Source organism: Rhizobium sp. CG5, from assembly GCF_023701945.1.
Lineage (GTDB): Bacteria > Pseudomonadota > Alphaproteobacteria > Rhizobiales > Rhizobiaceae > Allorhizobium.
In genome coordinates this window covers 265,393-281,311 of record NZ_JABAEF010000005.1, presented here as the reverse complement: position 1 = coordinate 281,311, position 15,919 = coordinate 265,393, and the positions used below count along the sequence as shown (strand labels likewise).

General features: G+C 61.5%; 18 protein-coding genes. 12 read left to right on the top strand and 6 right to left on the bottom strand.

What is annotated here, in order from left to right; genetic code table 11:
• Positions 1-117 precede the first annotated feature (117 nt).
• From dapA to HGO38_RS11150, 3 genes are all read left to right on the top strand, one after another.
• Positions 118-1,002, top strand: a complete 885-nt coding sequence (dapA, locus tag HGO38_RS11160) for a 4-hydroxy-tetrahydrodipicolinate synthase (RefSeq protein WP_250955943.1) — start codon at positions 118-120, stop codon at positions 1,000-1,002.
• Positions 1,003-1,158: 156 nt separating this feature from the next.
• Positions 1,159-1,638 (top strand): SsrA-binding protein SmpB, encoded by a 480-nt coding sequence (gene smpB, locus HGO38_RS11155; RefSeq protein WP_168474355.1) that lies wholly within the window; start codon positions 1,159-1,161, stop codon positions 1,636-1,638.
• 3 nt (positions 1,639-1,641) lie between these two features.
• Positions 1,642-2,064, top strand: a complete 423-nt coding sequence (locus tag HGO38_RS11150; RefSeq protein ID WP_250955942.1) for a DUF3830 family protein — start codon at positions 1,642-1,644, stop codon at positions 2,062-2,064.
• A gap of 6 nt (positions 2,065-2,070) precedes the next feature.
• Here HGO38_RS11150 and HGO38_RS11145 read toward each other — a convergent pair whose 3' ends face one another.
• The 4 genes from HGO38_RS11145 to HGO38_RS11130 form a co-directional block, all read right to left on the bottom strand.
• Positions 2,071-2,949 (bottom strand): LysR family transcriptional regulator, encoded by an 879-nt coding sequence (locus HGO38_RS11145; protein WP_250955941.1) that lies wholly within the window; start codon positions 2,947-2,949, stop codon positions 2,071-2,073.
• 284 nt (positions 2,950-3,233) lie between these two features.
• Positions 3,234-4,016, bottom strand: coding sequence for an isocitrate lyase/PEP mutase family protein (locus HGO38_RS11140; protein WP_284739380.1), 783 nt, complete (start codon positions 4,014-4,016; stop codon positions 3,234-3,236).
• Complete coding sequence (locus HGO38_RS11135) at positions 4,013-5,107, bottom strand: bifunctional transcriptional activator/DNA repair enzyme AdaA (protein ID WP_250955940.1); 1,095 nt, start codon at positions 5,105-5,107, stop codon at positions 4,013-4,015. The genes HGO38_RS11140 and HGO38_RS11135 overlap by 4 nt, the downstream gene beginning before the upstream one ends.
• A 497-nt stretch (positions 5,108-5,604) precedes the next feature.
• Positions 5,605-6,189 carry a LabA-like NYN domain-containing protein gene (locus HGO38_RS11130; RefSeq protein WP_250955939.1) on the bottom strand — a complete coding sequence of 195 codons (585 nt, stop codon included), beginning with the start codon at positions 6,187-6,189 and terminating at the stop codon, positions 5,605-5,607.
• Between the two features lie 298 nt (positions 6,190-6,487).
• On the opposite strand from HGO38_RS11130, the gene rpoZ reads away from it, so the two are divergent.
• The 9 genes from rpoZ to recO all read left to right on the top strand — a co-directional run bounded on the left by rpoZ (position 6,488) and on the right by recO (position 14,111).
• A complete protein-coding gene (gene rpoZ / locus HGO38_RS11125) occupies positions 6,488-6,889 on the top strand; it encodes a DNA-directed RNA polymerase subunit omega (RefSeq protein WP_250955938.1) in 402 nt (133 codons plus the stop codon).
• Positions 6,890-6,986: 97 nt separating this feature from the next.
• The gene (locus HGO38_RS11120; RefSeq protein WP_250955937.1) at positions 6,987-9,227 is read left to right on the top strand and encodes a RelA/SpoT family protein; all 2,241 of its coding nucleotides are present in this window, start codon (positions 6,987-6,989) and stop codon (positions 9,225-9,227) included.
• 207 nt (positions 9,228-9,434) lie between these two features.
• Positions 9,435-9,587 carry a DUF3563 domain-containing protein gene (locus HGO38_RS11115; protein ID WP_250955936.1) on the top strand — a complete coding sequence of 51 codons (153 nt, stop codon included), beginning with the start codon at positions 9,435-9,437 and terminating at the stop codon, positions 9,585-9,587.
• Between the two features lie 134 nt (positions 9,588-9,721).
• On the top strand, positions 9,722-10,309 hold the full coding sequence (locus HGO38_RS11110; protein WP_250956009.1) for a DUF2062 domain-containing protein: 588 nt from the start codon (positions 9,722-9,724) through the stop codon (positions 10,307-10,309).
• Positions 10,310-10,320: 11 nt separating this feature from the next.
• Entirely contained in the window at positions 10,321-10,725 is a 405-nt protein-coding gene (gene acpS / locus HGO38_RS11105; protein WP_250955935.1) for a holo-ACP synthase, read from the top strand.
• A 99-nt stretch (positions 10,726-10,824) separates the two neighbouring features.
• Positions 10,825-11,568 carry a signal peptidase I gene (gene lepB / locus HGO38_RS11100; RefSeq protein WP_250955934.1) on the top strand — a complete coding sequence of 248 codons (744 nt, stop codon included), beginning with the start codon at positions 10,825-10,827 and terminating at the stop codon, positions 11,566-11,568.
• On the top strand, positions 11,565-12,284 hold the full coding sequence (rnc, locus tag HGO38_RS11095; RefSeq protein WP_250955933.1) for a ribonuclease III: 720 nt from the start codon (positions 11,565-11,567) through the stop codon (positions 12,282-12,284). The genes lepB and rnc overlap by 4 nt, the downstream gene beginning before the upstream one ends.
• 9 nt (positions 12,285-12,293) lie before the next feature.
• Positions 12,294-13,241, top strand: a complete 948-nt coding sequence (gene era / locus HGO38_RS11090; RefSeq protein WP_250955932.1) for a GTPase Era — start codon at positions 12,294-12,296, stop codon at positions 13,239-13,241.
• Between the two features lie 81 nt (positions 13,242-13,322).
• A complete protein-coding gene (gene recO / locus HGO38_RS11085) occupies positions 13,323-14,111 on the top strand; it encodes a DNA repair protein RecO (RefSeq protein WP_250955931.1) in 789 nt (262 codons plus the stop codon).
• Here the strand turns inward: recO and HGO38_RS11080 are convergent.
• Both HGO38_RS11080 and HGO38_RS11075 read right to left on the bottom strand, forming a co-directional pair.
• A complete protein-coding gene (locus tag HGO38_RS11080) occupies positions 14,024-14,293 on the bottom strand; it encodes a hypothetical protein (protein ID WP_250956013.1) in 270 nt (89 codons plus the stop codon). The two genes, recO and HGO38_RS11080, sit on opposite strands and share 88 nt — an antisense overlap.
• Before the next feature lie 398 nt (positions 14,294-14,691).
• Positions 14,692-15,915, bottom strand: coding sequence for an MFS transporter (locus HGO38_RS11075; protein WP_250955930.1), 1,224 nt, complete (start codon positions 15,913-15,915; stop codon positions 14,692-14,694).
• Positions 15,916-15,919: the final 4 nt, after the last annotated feature.

Here is a 15,919-nt window from a genome sequence, read left to right as displayed (position 1 = left end):
TATCATAAAAGCGCCGCCGATGCGCTTGCCGCAGCCTGGTCGCCGCACTAGACTGCCGCCGTTTGTAACCGAGGAATGCGGCTGAAGCATGAATGCTGGCCGTGAGGAGTCTTTTGCATGTATCAGGGATCTATTCCCGCTCTCGTCACGCCGTTTACCGAAGCCGGTGCGGTGGACGAAGCCGTGTTTGCCGCCCATGTGGAATGGCAGATCACCGAGGGCAGCACCGGCCTCGTGCCGGTCGGCACCACGGGTGAATCGCCGACGCTTTCCCATGCCGAGCACAAACGGGTGGTGGAACTCTGCGTCGAAACGGCGGCCGGCCGCGTGCCCGTGATTGCCGGTGCCGGTTCCAACAATACCAGGGAAGCGATCGAACTGGCCCAGCACGCCGAAAAGGCCGGCGCCGATGCGGTTCTCGTGGTCACGCCCTACTACAACAAGCCGACCCAGAAGGGGCTTTATGCCCATTATGCGGCTATTGCTGAAGCGATCACGCTGCCGATCATCATCTACAACATCCCGCCGCGCTCGGTGGTGGACATGTCTGTGAGCACGATGGCCGATCTGGCGCGGACCTACAAGAACATTGTCGGCGTAAAAGATTCGACCGGCAGTGTGGAACGCGTTTCCGAGCAACGCGCCGCCTGCGGCACGGATTTCATCCAGTTGTCCGGGGAAGACGCAGGAGCACTCGGTCACGCTGCCCATGGCGGTCGGGGTTGCATTTCCGTCACCGCCAATGTTGCACCGCGTCTCTGTGCCGAATTCCAGGGGCTGCTGCGCAAGGGCGATTTTGCCGGCGCGCTCGCGTATCAGGATCGTCTGCTGCCGTTGCACAAGGCAATTTTCATGGAACCCGGCCTTTGCGGTGTCAAATATGCGCTTCACCGCATCGGCCGCATGAGCCGTGCCGCACGCTTGCCTTTGTTGTCGACATTGGAGCCGGCCACCGAGGCCGCCATCGACGCCGGCCTCCGGCATGCCGGCCTGATCAACTGACAAGGCCTTGAGCCGGGCGGGCGACTGCCCGGCTTTCTCTATCCGCTTCTTCCCTTCCGCATCGCCCTATATTACATAGAGATGACACGAACCCGCGCCGCAGGCCCGCCGGCAGGGACAAAAAGACAAGGCTGGGCGGAATGAACGGAAGTCATCATGGCACCCAGAGGCAGCCAGCGCACGGTCAACAAGATTGTCGCGGAAAACCGCAAGGCCCGCTTCAACTATGAAATCCTCGACACCTATGAAGCCGGGCTGGTTCTGACCGGCACCGAGGTCAAGGCGCTGCGCGAAGGCAAGGCCAATATCGCCGAGTCCTATGCCTCCGACGAGGGCGACGAGATCTGGCTGATCAATTCCCATCTGCCCGAATATCTGCAGGCCAACCGCTTCAACCACGAGCCGCGCCGCCGCCGCAAGCTGCTGCTCAACAAGCGCGAGATCAACCGCCTGCGCCATGCCGTCAACCGCGATGGCATGACGCTCATTCCGCTGAAGATCTATTTCAACGAAAAGGGCCGGGCGAAGATCGAACTGGCGCTCGGCAAGGGCAAGAAGTTGCACGACAAGCGCGAGACCGAGAAGGAACGCGACTGGAACCGCCAGAAATCCCGCTTGATGAAGACCGGTGGCTGAGACGTGTCCGATACTGCATTGTTGAACGTCACCGTCGGTCCTTTTGCCTTCAAGGCCAGGCTGGAACGTCAAAAGGCGCCGCAGACCTGCGCGGCCTTCCTGTCGCTTCTGCCATTTGCCAATCAGGCGATCCATTCGCGCTGGAGCGGTGAGGCGGTCTGGGTGCCGCTTGGCGAATTCAAGTTCGGTGTGGGTTTCGAAAACCACACCTGCCATCCCTCCAGAGGCGATATTCTGCTTTATCCGGGCGGGCACAGCGAAACGGAACTGCTGTTTGCCTATGGCAGTTCGTCTTTCGCCAGCAAGATGGGTGCGCTGGCCGGCAACCATTTCCTGACCCTGGTCGAAGGCCAGGCGCAGCTGGAAGACATGGGCCGCATGGTTCTCTGGCAAGGCGCCCAGCCGATCCGGGTTCAGCGGATCTGAAGCGCATCAAGACGCCGGTGACGGCGTCGCATCTCCCTGAAACAGCAATTGTTTGCGGTGAAACAACGCCGCCAGCCTGTCGATCATGGTGCGGACCTCCGGCCGGCTGCGGTCGTCGTCATGCATGGCGATCCACAGATCGACAGACAGCGCCTCGATCGGTGTGCCGATGCGCAGGAGGCCCGGTTCCGTGTCGCCGATCAGGCAGGGCAGGACCACCCTTCCGGCGCCGGATCGGGCCAGCTCCAGCAGGGTCGGCGTGGTGGTGGTCCAGACGCTGATCCACTTGTCGGGCTGGTTTGAAATCCAGCGATCGGCGGTGCTGGAGGCTTGTTCGCGGCCGATCGAGATCCAGCGCTCCTCCGGTTCTGCCGCAACCGCCGGCGTCGCATAGGCGGCATAACCGGTGCGCACCGATTGCCGGGACGCCAGATTGCCGGCGGCTGGCCGCTGGTGGGTCAGGGCAATCTCCGCCTCGCGAAAGATCAGGTCGACCCCGGTCTCCGTCGCCTTCACGCACAGGCGGAACGGATCGTCCTTGGTCCAGATATCAGTCAAATGCCGCGCCAGGAACAAAGCGAGCCAACCGTCGCAGGCCACCGAGACGATCGGCAGGCAATAGCCATTCTCGTTCCACTGGCGGATGAAGGAGGCTTGTGCATCCATGGCCCGCACATGGGCCAGCAGCACTTCGCCATCCGGCGCCAGCGAATAGCCCTTGTTGTGGCGCACGAAGAGATGATGGCCGGTCGCCCGCTCCAGCGCCAGCATGCGCCGGCCGATGGTCGGCCCGCTGATCCCGGTCTTTTCCGCAGCGCCCACCAGGCCACCCTCCCGGGCCACCGCCAGGAAGAGCCGAAGATCATCCCAGTTCTCGTCTTTCATGGTTGAAACGACCCGTTCATTCTTGCGCCTACACTGAACAATTCCAGAGGCTTAAGTGATGTTGCAGACGATTTCACTGTGAAGGAAACGGCGATGCAACTCAACTGGCTTTTGATGTTCGAGGCCAAGACGAAGGCTGTCGGAGGCAAGCGTCATCCGCTGTCGGACCCTTTGGAGGGACCGGAGTGGCGGGAGTGCGAATGGGCTCTGCGCTGGATGTCCTGGCTGGTGCGCCAACCTCGCCCTGCGCGAAAGGTCCGCTTGGCGCCACGCACCGCCAAGCGTCAGGTGGACTGCTCGGCCTCGGTTTCATAAAGGGCTTTCGCGGCTGCCGTAATGCCGGCCATCGCCGTCCGGTAGGCGCCGGGGCCGTAGCTGATGCGCGCCACGCCAAGCTCGGCCAGGCGCGGGATCGGCGGCGTGCTGCCCATGGCCATGATATTGACCGGCAGGGAGACGGCGGCACAGACCTCGCCGATCAGGTCGTCATCGGCGAGACCGGGAACGAAGAACCCGTTCGCACCAGCCGCGGCATAGGCCCGCGCCCGCGCCATGGCGTCGCCCAGCAGGTCCTTGTGCCGTGTGCTGTCCCGTTCGTTCAGAAAAAAATCGGTTCGGGCATTGATGAAGAATGGCACGCCTTCGCTGTCGGCCATCGCACGGATCGCGGCAATGCAGGCCGTCTGCCGCTCGATCGGGTAGAGCCCTGTGCCATCCGGCTTGCCATCCTCGAAATTGATGCCGATGGCACCGGCTTTCAGCATGCGGCGGACATTCTGCGCAACCGTGTCCGGGTCCGTCGCATAGCCACTTTCGAAATCGACCGAGAGCGGTAGATCTGTGGTCAGAGCGATTCGGGCGACGATGGTTTCGACCAGGTCGAGCGGGATGGCCTCGCCGTCGGCATAGCCATGCGCTGCCGCTACCGACCAGCTGCCGGTCGCCAGTGCCGGCGCACCGGCCGCAGCCACTGCCATGGCGGAGCCGGCGTCCCAGATATTGTAGAGCACAAGCGGCTGGCCTTTGACATGCAGGGCCGCAAAGGCCTTCGCCTTCTCTGTTGTCATGATGTCGCGCCGCTCCGTGTTTCAGTTCGACTGCCTGTGCCAACCACCATACGCCGCTCGTGCTCGATCAGCCAGCGCTTGCGCCAAAGACCGCCGCCATAGCCGGTCAGGCTGCCATCGGCGCCGAGCACCCGGTGGCAGGGCACGACGATGGCGATCTGGTTGGCGCCATTGGCGCGTGCGACGGCCCTGACCGCCGTTGGCCGATCGAGCATCAGGGCGACGTCGGTGTAGCTGTGGATGCTGCCGGCCGGAATGGCGCGCAGGGCCGCCCAGACCTGCCGTTCGAAATCCGTGCCATGACCGGCCAGCCGGGTGGAAAAGGATGCCCCAGTGCCGGCGAAATAGCGGCCGAGTTCCTGTTCGATCTGCGCGATCGGCCCATTGCGCCCCATGACGATGCCGCAGCCGGTCAGCCGCTGCAGCCTCAGGATTTCGTTGGGCAGGGCAGGGCGATCGGCGAATTCGAGCAGATGCAGGGCATGGTCGTCGGCAATCGCCATCATCGGGCCGATCGGCGTCTCGATCCAGGCGGCCTTGAGCAGGATCTTGCCGCGCAGATGCGCCGGTGCCTCGCCGAACAGCTGCATGACGGCGGCGCGAAAGCCGCTGCCCGATTCGAAACCGGCGTCGAGCTGCGCCTCGATGACCGGCGTACCGCCGGTTAAGTGTTCGGCGGCCTTGCCGACCCGGCGCAGCCGGGCGATTTCCAGAAAACTCATGCCGAAGCGGCGCTGGAACGCCCGCCGCACGGTGGATAGATCGTGGCCGCGATCGGCAATGTCGCGCTCGCTCCAGCGCCGTTCCGGCTCCGCGTCGAGCGCTTCGAGCAGGGATTTGACCAGCGGGTCCGGCTCGCCATAGGCCAGCATCGGCCGGCAGCGCTTGCAGGGCCGGAAGCCCGCCTCCAGGCAGCCGGCGATCGTCTCGCGAAACACGCAGTTTTCCCGTTTCGGCTTGCGGGCCGGGCAGGTGAACCGGCAGAAAATGCCGGTCGAGGTGACGCAGACATAGGCAAAGCCGTCATAGGCGGCGTCGCGGCCCGTCAGGGCTTCATAGAGGATGTCGTCGGTGGGGCGTTTGAACAGCATGAAACGACTTTAGCCGATCCCCGCCAAAGCGCCGCCGAAAAAAGAGCGTTGATTCGCCTCGGCTGAGGGGCGGAGCGCCGGCTGGGGGCAAAAAGACCCCCGCACTGTTCCCCGATCCGATCCGGGCGGATCTGGCTGAACCCGCCGGAAATCAGGGGTTGCAGAGCGGAAGGCGCGGTGCTCTGCGCCGGTCTGAATCCAAAAAAAGTCACGCCATGCCGCGTGGAAAATGCCGGAATGATGGCGACGAAGGAGAGATCGTCTGGCGCGGTTGCAAGGAGAGATCGTCAGGCTGGTGATCGGAGTGCCGCCCCGCCGCGCGTTTCGCGGGCGACGGTGCCAGGCCAGAGGTGCAGCCGTGATGACGGTCATAAAATTAAAGTGATCGAGCGCCGCCTGATCGTTTCGGTGGGCGCGCCGCCGAATGCTGGCGGGTGGTGATCGCGAGGACGCAAGACGGACGGATGGCCGTGCGAGGTGATCCGCAGCGTGCCGGCTCAATCGTCCTGATTGGCGTCGTGGCTGACCGGCTCGACGATGCGGCTCGGGCGTTCGCTCGGATCGCGGCCGACTTCTGCCTTGAGAGTGATCAGGTCGATGAAATGGTCGGCCTGGCGGCGCAGGTCGTCGGCAATCATCGGCGGCTGGGTTGCCATGGTGGACACCACGGAAACCTTGCGGCCCTTGCGCTGCAAGGCTTCCACCAGGGTCGTGAAATCGCCGTCACCGGAGAAAATCACCAGATGATCGACCGTGCTGGACTGTTCCATGGCGTCAATCGCCAGTTCGATGTCCATATTGCCCTTCACCTTGCGGCGGCCCATGGAGTCGGTAAACTCTTTGGCGGGCTTGGTGACGACCTTGTAGCCGTTGTAATCCAGCCAGTCGATCAGCGGCCGGATCGACGAATATTCCTGGTCTTCGATCAGCGCGGTGTAATAATAGGCCCGCAGCAGATAGCCGCGTTTTTGAAAGGCCTTCAGCAATTTGCGATAATCAATATCGAAACCGAGGCTCTTCGATGCCGCGTAAAGATTGGCGCCATCGATGAACAGGGCAATTTTCTCCCGCGGGTCAAACATGTCGCAACATTCCTTTTCTTTTCAAAATTAGCATCGCGGCAAACGTCAATCAAAACAAAAGATTACCGGCGTTCTCATGAATAGCCCATGTAATTTATGAAATATTCATATACGATTCCATTTAGGGCAGGACTAGAGATATTCCAAGCACGTATAGGTTGAGTGACTGAATTCTTGCGCCCGATTATCCGCTGCATTGCAGCGGGATTCGACCTGCCCGAAGGAAAAACTTGAATTTGCCCTGTTTTAATTGTATCGCGCTCCTAATCCAAAAGAACTTGACCAAAAAGGACAGGCAATGGCCCGCGTCACAGTAGAAGATTGCATCGACAAGGTAGACAACCGCTTCGAGCTGGTGCTGCTTGCAAGCCATCGCGCACGGCAGATTTCCCAGGGCGCTTCGATCACCATCGATCGCGACAACGACAAGAACCCGGTCGTGGCGCTGCGCGAGATTGCCGACGAAACCCTTTCGCCGGACGATCTGAAGGAAGACCTCATCCATTCGCTGCAGAAGCACGTCGAAATCGACGAACCGGAGCAGGAATCGGGCTCTTCGTCCAGCACGGCGGCCCTGGTCTCCAAGAGTGACGAAGACGATGACATGCCGGAACCCGTCACGTTCGACCAGATGTCGGAAGAAGAACTGCTGGCCGGCATCGAAGGACTTGTTCCGCCGGAAAAGAGCGACGATTACTAATCGTCAAGCTTTACGACCTATTCTGGCGTGATGGAGTACGTTTTCGTGCGTCAACCGTGATGGTTGGCGCGCTTTTTCTTTCCCGGAGTAGCCTTGGATGATGCGGCAATACGAGCTCGTTGAGCGAGTTCAGAAATATAAGCCCGACGCCAACGAAGCGCTCCTGAACAAAGCCTACGTTTATGCCATGCAGAAGCATGGCCAGCAGAAACGGGCCAGCGGCGACCCCTATATCTCTCACCCGCTTGAAGTCGCCGCCATTCTCACCGACATGCATCTGGATGAATCGACGATTGCCGTCGCGCTCCTGCATGACACGATCGAGGATACGACGGCGACGCGCGCCGAGATCGACGATCTGTTCGGCGAGGATATCGGCCGTCTGGTCGAGGGCCTGACCAAGCTCAAGAAGCTCGATCTGGTCACCAAGAAGGCCAAGCAGGCGGAAAACCTGCGCAAGCTGCTGCTGGCGATTTCCGACGATGTGCGCGTGCTGCTGGTCAAGCTTGCCGACCGGCTGCACAATATGCGCACGCTCGAGCATATGCGCGACGACAAGCGCGCCCGCATTTCCGAAGAGACCATGGAAATCTATGCGCCGCTCGCCGGCCGCATGGGCATGCAGGACATGCGCGACGAGCTGGAGGACCTGTCCTTCCGCTATATCAATCCCGAAGCCTATGAAACGGTGACCAAGCGCCTGGAGGAATTGTCCCAGCGCAATGAAGGACTGATCAAGAAGATCGAGGACGAATTGCGCGAGCTTCTGGTGGCGCAGGGTCTGGAAGCCCCCGTCGTCAAGGGACGCCAGAAGAAGCCCTATTCGGTTTTTCGCAAGATGCAGTCGAAGTCGCTGTCCTTCGAGCAGCTCTCGGATGTCTATGGCTTCCGTGTCGTCGTCAATGACGTGCCGTCGTGCTACAAGGCGCTGGGCGTCGTCCATACCCGCTGGCGCGTCGTGCCGGGCCGGTTCAAGGATTACATCTCGACGCCCAAGCAGAACGATTATCGCTCCATTCATACCACCATCGTCGGTCCTTCTCGGCAGAGAATCGAGCTGCAGATCCGCACCCGCCGCATGCACGAGATCGCCGAATACGGTATCGCCGCCCATGCCCTCTACAAGGATGGCGAAAACGGCGAGCCGGGCGAGCTGCTGTCGCGTGAAAGCAATGCCTATTCCTGGCTGCGTCATACCATCGAGGCGCTGGCCGAAGGCGACAACCCGGAGGAATTCCTTGAGCATACCAAGCTCGAGCTGTTCCAGGACCAGGTGTTCTGCTTCACGCCCAAGGGCAAGCTGATCGCTTTGCCGCGCGGCGCCACGCCGATCGATTTTGCCTATGCCGTCCACACCAATATCGGCGACACCACGGTGGGCGCCAAGATCAACGGCCGGATCATGCCCTTGGTGACCCGTCTCAGCAATGGCGACGAGGTCGAGATCATCCGCTCTGGCGTGCAGGTGCCGCCGGCCGCCTGGGAAGAGATCGTCGTCACCGGCAAGGCGCGCGCGGCGATCCGCCGTGCCACCCGCATGGCGATCCGCAAGCAATATTCCGGCCTCGGCCATCGCATCCTGGAGCGCACTTTCGAGCGCGCCGGCAAGGTGTTTTCCCGCGATACGCTGCGCCCGGCTTTGCATCGGCTCGGCCATCGCGATGTCGAGGATGCCATTGCTGCGGTCGGACGTGGCGAAATGTCGTCGCTCGATGTGCTGCGCGCCGTGTTCCCCGACTATCAGGACGAACGCGTCACCGTAAAACCCTCGGCCGACGACGGCTGGTTCAACATGCGCTCGGCCAGCGGCATGATGTTCAAGCTGCCGGGCAAGACGGCGGCGGACCGCGAGGCGGCCGCCAAGGCGGCGGCAGCCGGTGAAGTGCAGGACCCTCTGCCGATCCGCGGTCTTTCCGGTGCCGTCGAGGTGCATTTCGCTCCGGCCGGCGCCGTGCCGGGCGACCGCATCGTCGGCATCATGGAAGACGGCAAGGGCATCACCATCTATCCGATCCAGGCCTCGGCGCTGCAGCGTTTCGACGACGAGCCGGAGCGCTGGATCGATGTGCGCTGGGATCTCGACGAAGCCAACAAGTCGCGCTTCGGCGCCCGCATCCTGATCAACGCCATCAACGAACCGGGCACGCTGGCAACCGTGGCCCAGACCGTGGCCGCTCTCGACATCAATATTAGCAGCCTGACGATGATCCGGGTCGCCACCGATTTTACCGAAATGGTCTTCGATCTCGAAGTCTGGGATCTGCGCCAGCTCAACCAGCTGCTGAGCCAGATGAAGGAACTCGACTGCATCTCCACGGTCAAGCGCGTCTACGATTGATCGATCCGCTGCCGGGACGGTGATTCCCGGCGGCAGGCGCACGAAATCGGGCAATATTCCTCTCGAAGGTTCAAAAAACAGGCAATATACGGTGTAGCTATGCGTTGCGCGCAGGGCTGCGGTCTCGCCTTGGCGTTGGTAAATTGTGCAGCGCACAACTATATTGGCTGCATAAGATGAACGACCCAGAAGAGAAGGAACGAAACAATGTTTGCACCTATCCGCAAGCTCGCCCGCGCCCTGCGCGTCCCCAGTGCCCAGGATCGTGAAATGGCCTATCTGAACGGTTCGAATGACCGCTTCGACCTGGAATATCGTCAGCGTCAGATCGACAACGGCCTGTTCCGCAACAAGTTCTGATCTACCCGCTGATGTGCCGGTCTGGATCCTCATCCCGGCCGGCTTGATATGCAAGGCTCGTCGCTGCGGCGAGCAGTCCGGCAAGGCCGATTAGGCACTTGAACTTGGCCACGCATATCCACTACATGTGGCTCATGCTGTTTCGCCGTCGCAAACCCGCAGGATTGATGGAAAAGCTGCGCGGCTTGATCTGGCCCCGCATGGGCTTTCTGCGCTCATTCCGCTATTTTCGCATGCGTGTCCTGAGGCTGACAGCCTCGCCCCATGCGATTGCCGCTGGCGTTGCGGCCGGTATCATGTCCTCCTGGACCCCCTTTGTCGGCTTTCATTTCCTGCTGGCGTTTGCCCTGGCCTATCTGCTGGCCGGCAACCTGATCGCTGCCGCACTCGGCACGGCATTCGGCAATCCCCTGACGTTTCCGTTCATCTGGGCTTTCACCTGGGAGGTCGGAAACAAGATGATCGGCCATCAGCAGGCAGGGCAGGGCAGCACCATCGATCTTGTCAGTCTGTTTGAGAAACTCGAGCTGTCGCAACTGTGGGCGCCCGTGCTGAAGCCCATGCTGATCGGTGCGATACCGCCGGCGCTGGCCTCCGGCCTGCTGATCTACAGCGTTGTTTATTATGCCGTTCGCGGCTTTCAGACACGCCGCCGCGCCCATCTGGCCGAACGCGCCCGCGATCGTCTCGACGAGGCGGTTCGCGGCGTTCGCAGCATTTAAGGGGCCCCATCATGATCATCGGCATCGGCAGCGATCTGATCGATATCGCCCGGGTGGCAAAATCGATCGAGCGCTTCGGCGATCGGTTCACCGCCCGTTGTTTCACCGATATGGAGCAGCAGCGTTCCGATGCCAGCCGCAACCGCGCCGCATCATACGCCAAGCGCTTTGCCGCCAAGGAGGCCTGCTCCAAGGCGCTCGGAACCGGCCTTGCCCAGGGCGTGTTCTGGAAGGACATGGGCGTTGCCAATTCAAAAGAGGGCAAGCCCTCGCTGGTACTGACTGGCGGCGCCGAAAAGCGGCTGAAAGCACTGCTGCCCGAGGGGCATGAGGCGATCATCCATCTGACCATTACCGACGAATATCCCTATGCCCAGGCCTTCGTGGTCATCGAGGCGCGGCCGCTTGGCGGATGAACCGAGCCTCTCTATGGATTTTCATGGCCTAACCGTTGCCGCGGATGCCCGAAGCGACTAGAGAAAGCAGCTAATTGCTAAAACAAGGAAGAGACAGGCGTGTCCGAGCGAGTTGAAAAGAAGCAGAGTGCCCTTTGGGAAAACATCAAGGTCATCATTCAGGCCTTGCTCCTGGCGATGGTGATCCGCACGGTGTTCTTCCAGCCCTTCACGATTCCGTCGGGATCGATGATGCCCACCTTGCTGGTCGGCGACTATATCTTCGTCAACAAATTCTCCTACGGCTATTCGAAATATTCCCTGCCGTTTTCGCCCAATCTGTTTTCCGGCCGCATCTTCGGCAGCGATCCGGAGCGCGGCGACGTGGTGGTGTTCCGCTTTCCGCCCAATCCTGAAATCGACTATATCAAGCGTCTGGTCGGTCTTCCCGGCGACCGCATCCAGGTGATCGAAGGCGTGCTGCATATCAACGGCAAGCCGGTGCCGAAGGCGCAGGACGGCGTCTTCACCTCGGATTATCGCCAGGATCCGGGCATCAACGTGCCGGTCTTCCGCGAGACCATGGACAATGGCGTGACCTATGACACGCTGGACCAGTCGCCGATCTCCAAGGGCGACAACACGCCCGAGCGCATCGTGCCCGAAGGCCATTATTTCATGATGGGCGACAATCGCGACAATTCGCTCGACAGCCGTTTCGACGTCGGTTTCGTGCCTGCCGAAAACCTGATCGGCCGAGCCTCGGTCATCTTCTTCTCGCTGGGCAATGACACGTCCTTCCGCGAAATCTGGAAGTGGCCGTCGAACATGCGGTGGGAGCGCCTGTTCAAGGTCGTTCAATGAAGACTGCCAAGGGATTGAGAGACGAGGACCGGTCGCGCATCGAAGCTGCGATCGGTCATTCCTTTGCACACAAGGAGCGCCTGGACCGGGCGCTCACCCATTCGAGCGCCAAGACCGCCAAGGGCGGCAATTACGAGCGGCTTGAATTCCTCGGCGACCGCGTGCTGGGCCTCTGTGTCGCCGAACTGCTGTTCACGACCTTCAGGGCCGCCACGGAGGGCGAACTGTCGGTCCGTCTCAATCAGTTGGTCAGTGCCGAGACCTGCGCGCAGGTTGCCGACGATCTGGAACTGCATCGGTATATCCGCACCGGCGCCGATGTGAAGAAGCTGACCGGCAAGAACATGCAGAATATCCGCGCCGATGCGGTGGAAAGCCTGATCGCCGCGATCTATCTCGATGCCGGCCTGGAAGCAGCCCGCGCCTTCATCCTGCGCTTCTGGAGCGCCCGTGCGGCCCATGCCGATGCGGCTCGCCGCGACGCCAAGACGGAATTGCAGGAATGGGCGCACGCGAATTTCGCACAGACTCCGGTTTATCAGGTTGCAGAGCGCTCCGGACCGGATCATGATCCCCGCTTCACGGTGACGGTGGAGATCATCGGGCTGCCGCCCGAGACCGGCGTGGAGCGCTCCAAGCGCACCGCCGAACAAGTGGCCGCCACCAAAATGCTTGAGCGCGAAGGCGTATGGCAGAAACCTTCTGCCGGAAATTGATTGGACATCATGACAGACAGTGAAAACACCCCGGCCATCGGTGGCCGCGAGATCGAAGGCGTTCCGACCCGTTCCGGCTTTGTGGCGCTGATTGGCCCCACCAATGCCGGCAAGTCGACGCTGGTCAACCGCCTGGTCGGCGCCAAGGTCTCGATCGTCAGCCACAAGGTGCAGACGACCCGCGCCGTGATGCGCGGCATCGCCATCCATAACAATGCCCAGATCGTCTTCATGGACACGCCCGGCATCTTCAAGCCGCGCCGCCGGCTCGACCGCGCCATGGTGACGTCGGCCTGGGGCGGCGCCAAGGATGCCGATTACATCGTTCTGTTGATCGACAGCGAGCGCGGCCTGCGCGGCGATGCCGAATCGATTCTGGAGGCCCTGAAGGACGTCCACCAGCCAAAGGTCCTGGTGCTGAACAAGATCGATCAGGTGCGCCACGAGGACCTGCTGAAGCTTGCCGCAGCTGCCAATGAGACCGTCCGCTTCGAGCGCACCTTCATGATTTCGGCCACCACCGGTTCCGGCTGCGACGACCTGATGGACTATATCTCGGCAGCCTTGCCGCAGGGCCCGTGGTATTATCCGGAAGACCAGATCTCCGATCTGCCAATCCGCCAGCTGGCCGCCGAAATCACCCGCGAAAAACTGTTCCTGCGGCTGCATCAGGAGCTTCCCTATTCCTCTCATGTCGAGACGGAGAAGTGGGAAGAGCGCAAGGACGGCTCGGTGCGCATCGAGCAGGTCATCTATGTCGAGCGCGACAGCCAGAAGAAGATCGTTCTCGGCAAGGGCGGCGATGCCATCAAGTCGATCTCGACCGCCTCGCGCAAGGAAATGTCGGAAATCCTCGAGCAGCCGGTCCATCTCTTCCTGTTCGTCAAGGTGCGCGAGAACTGGGGCGACGACCCCGAGCGGTTCCGGGAAATGGGGCTGGAATTTCCACGGGAATAGAACAGACAAACGGAGCTCCCATGACAATGGGGGCTCTTTTTGCTAGAGTGGGCCCTAACCCGAATCCAAGCAAGGCAGCGCATGCAGTGGAGCGATGAGGCGATTGTGCTGGGCGTCAAGCGCCACGGCGAGACCAGCGTCATTGCCGAAGTGATGACGCGCAGCCGCGGCCGCCATCTGGGCCTGGTGCGCGGCGGACGGTCCCGTGCCCTGCAGCCGGTGCTGCAGCCGGGAAACCTGCTGGAGGTCACCTGGCGGGCACGGCTCGACGAACATCTCGGCGAATACCGGATCGAGCCGGTGCGGCTGCGGGCGGCACGCCTGATGGAAAGTGCGACGGCGGTCTACGGTGTCCAGGCGCTGGCAGCCGTGCTGCGGCTGCTTCCCGAGCGCGATCCCCATCCGCATCTCTACGAGATGCTCGACCTCGTTCTCGACCATCTCGACGAACCCCGCGCGGCGGGCGAACTCTTCATCCGGTTTGAACTGGCGGTGCTGAATGATCTCGGCTTCGGGCTGGACCTGGCGCGCTGTGCGGCGACCGGACGAGCCGAGGATCTGGTCTATGTCTCGCCGAAATCCGGCCGCGCCGTCTGCCGCGAGGCGGGTGAACCCTATGCCGACAAGATGCTGGCGCTACCGCGCTTTCTGTCTGCGGGGCAGGCCAAGGCCGCTGACGGCGAAAGCCTGGCTGCGGCATTCCGCCTGACCGGCTATTTCCTCAACCGCCATGTCTACGAGCCGCGCGGTCTGGAACCGGGCGCGGCCCGCGACGGATTTCTTCATGCGGCGTTGAAGGCCTTGCGATCCGGCACGCCCAGCGACGGGCCTGTCACCGACGGAGCAATGGTCGAGGCAAAGATCGCCTGACCGTTGCGATCGGCCATTTCAAGGTGGTTGCGGATGGCGACCTGCAGCTCCGCAATATTTCCATAGGTCTCGCCATCCAGTTCGATGACCGGAAACTTGACCGCGATGAACTTGACGCCATTGCCATCCGGAATGGTGATGCCGACCGGGATGCCGGCGTATTCGACAACTTGCTTTTCCATATAGAGATCCTCGCCCGCATGAAAAGCGGCGGGCTTCAACACTGAATTCGATTGTGACGGTTAGAGTGGCTGCCGGTTCACATTCGACAGATGCTGGATTTCACGCACACAAGGGGTGTGCCATGTCGGACGCTGCGCCAGGAGCCGGCTGTATTACGAGTGATAAAACGCATTACACGAACCTCCTTGAGTCTGCGGGCGGCTGTCTTCACGCCCAGGCTACGTCCTTGCCGGGTTTAGCCGACAGGGTGAAAGGTAGGTACGAGGAGTCCCGTCGTCAACTCCCGCCACAGAGAAAAAACAAAATAAAATTTTGCATCGCAGCAAATATGAAGGTTCCGCGGCAAAATTAATCCGCTGCGCCGCAATTGTTAAAAAATGTGTCCGTTTGTTTCGGGCTATTCCGCCGCTGTCAGCAGGCCGCGGTCGATCGGCCGTTCCTGGATCGGCCAGTGGACCACGGCGGCAAATAGCCCGAGTGCCACGCCGAACCACCAGACGCTGTCATAGGAACCGTAGAGGTCATAGAGATAGCCACCCAGCCAGACGCCGAGGAAGGAGCCGATCTGGTGGGAGAGGAACACCATGCCACCCAGCAGACCCAGATGGCGCGTGCCGAACATGATGGCGACCAGACCGTTGGTCGGCGGCACCGTCGACAGCCACAACAGGCCCATGACGATCGAAAACAGGATGACCGATGTCGGGCTCTGCGGCAAAAGCAGGAAGGCCGTCACCGCCACCGAGCGCAGCACATAGATCAGCGCCAGGAAATACGGTTTCGAATAGCGCTGGCCGATCACGCCGGCGGCGAGCGAGCCGATGATGTTGAAGAAGCCGATCAGCGCCATGGCGATCACCGCGTAGCGCGCCTCGATGCCGATATCGCCGAGATAGGCCGGAAAATGCGCGGTGATGAAGGCGACCTGGAAGCCGCAGACGAAGAAGCCGACGGCCAGCAACACATAGCTTTTGTGTAAAAAGGCTTCCTTCAACGCTTCGGCAACGGTCTGCTTGAACTGGTTCTTGCCTTGCGTGCCGGAATTGGCATTGCCGCGCAGCGGATAGGCCAGAAGCGGCACGATCAGCATCATGATGCCCATGTAGACGAGGCTGTCGGACCAGCCATAAGTCGAAATCAGCGCCTGGCTGAGCGGCGCGAACAGGAACATGCCGGCCGAACCGGCGGCCGTGCCGAAGCCAAACGCCATCGAGCGCTGCTCGGGCGTGACGTGCCGCGCAAAGGCGGACAGGATGACGCTGAAGGAACCAGCCCCGATCGCCATGCCGACCAGCACGCCGCCGCCGATATGCAGCCAGATCGGTGCGTCGGCATAGGCCATCATCAGCAGGCCGGCGGCATAGATCAGGCCCGACATGGCCAGCACCCGCGCCGTTCCATACTTGTCGGCCAAGGCACCGAAAAACGGCTGGCTGAGACCCCAGCACAGGTTCTGCAAGGCCATAGCCAGGCCGAAGGTGGAGCGGTCCCAGCCGGTATCGTGCAGCATCGGCAATTGGAAGAAGCCCATGGCTGAGCGTGGCCCGAACACCAGCATCGCAATCAGCGAACCGCTGGCGATGATCAGCCAGGGCGTGGAACTGCGAGCGGTCTTGTCCATGGGT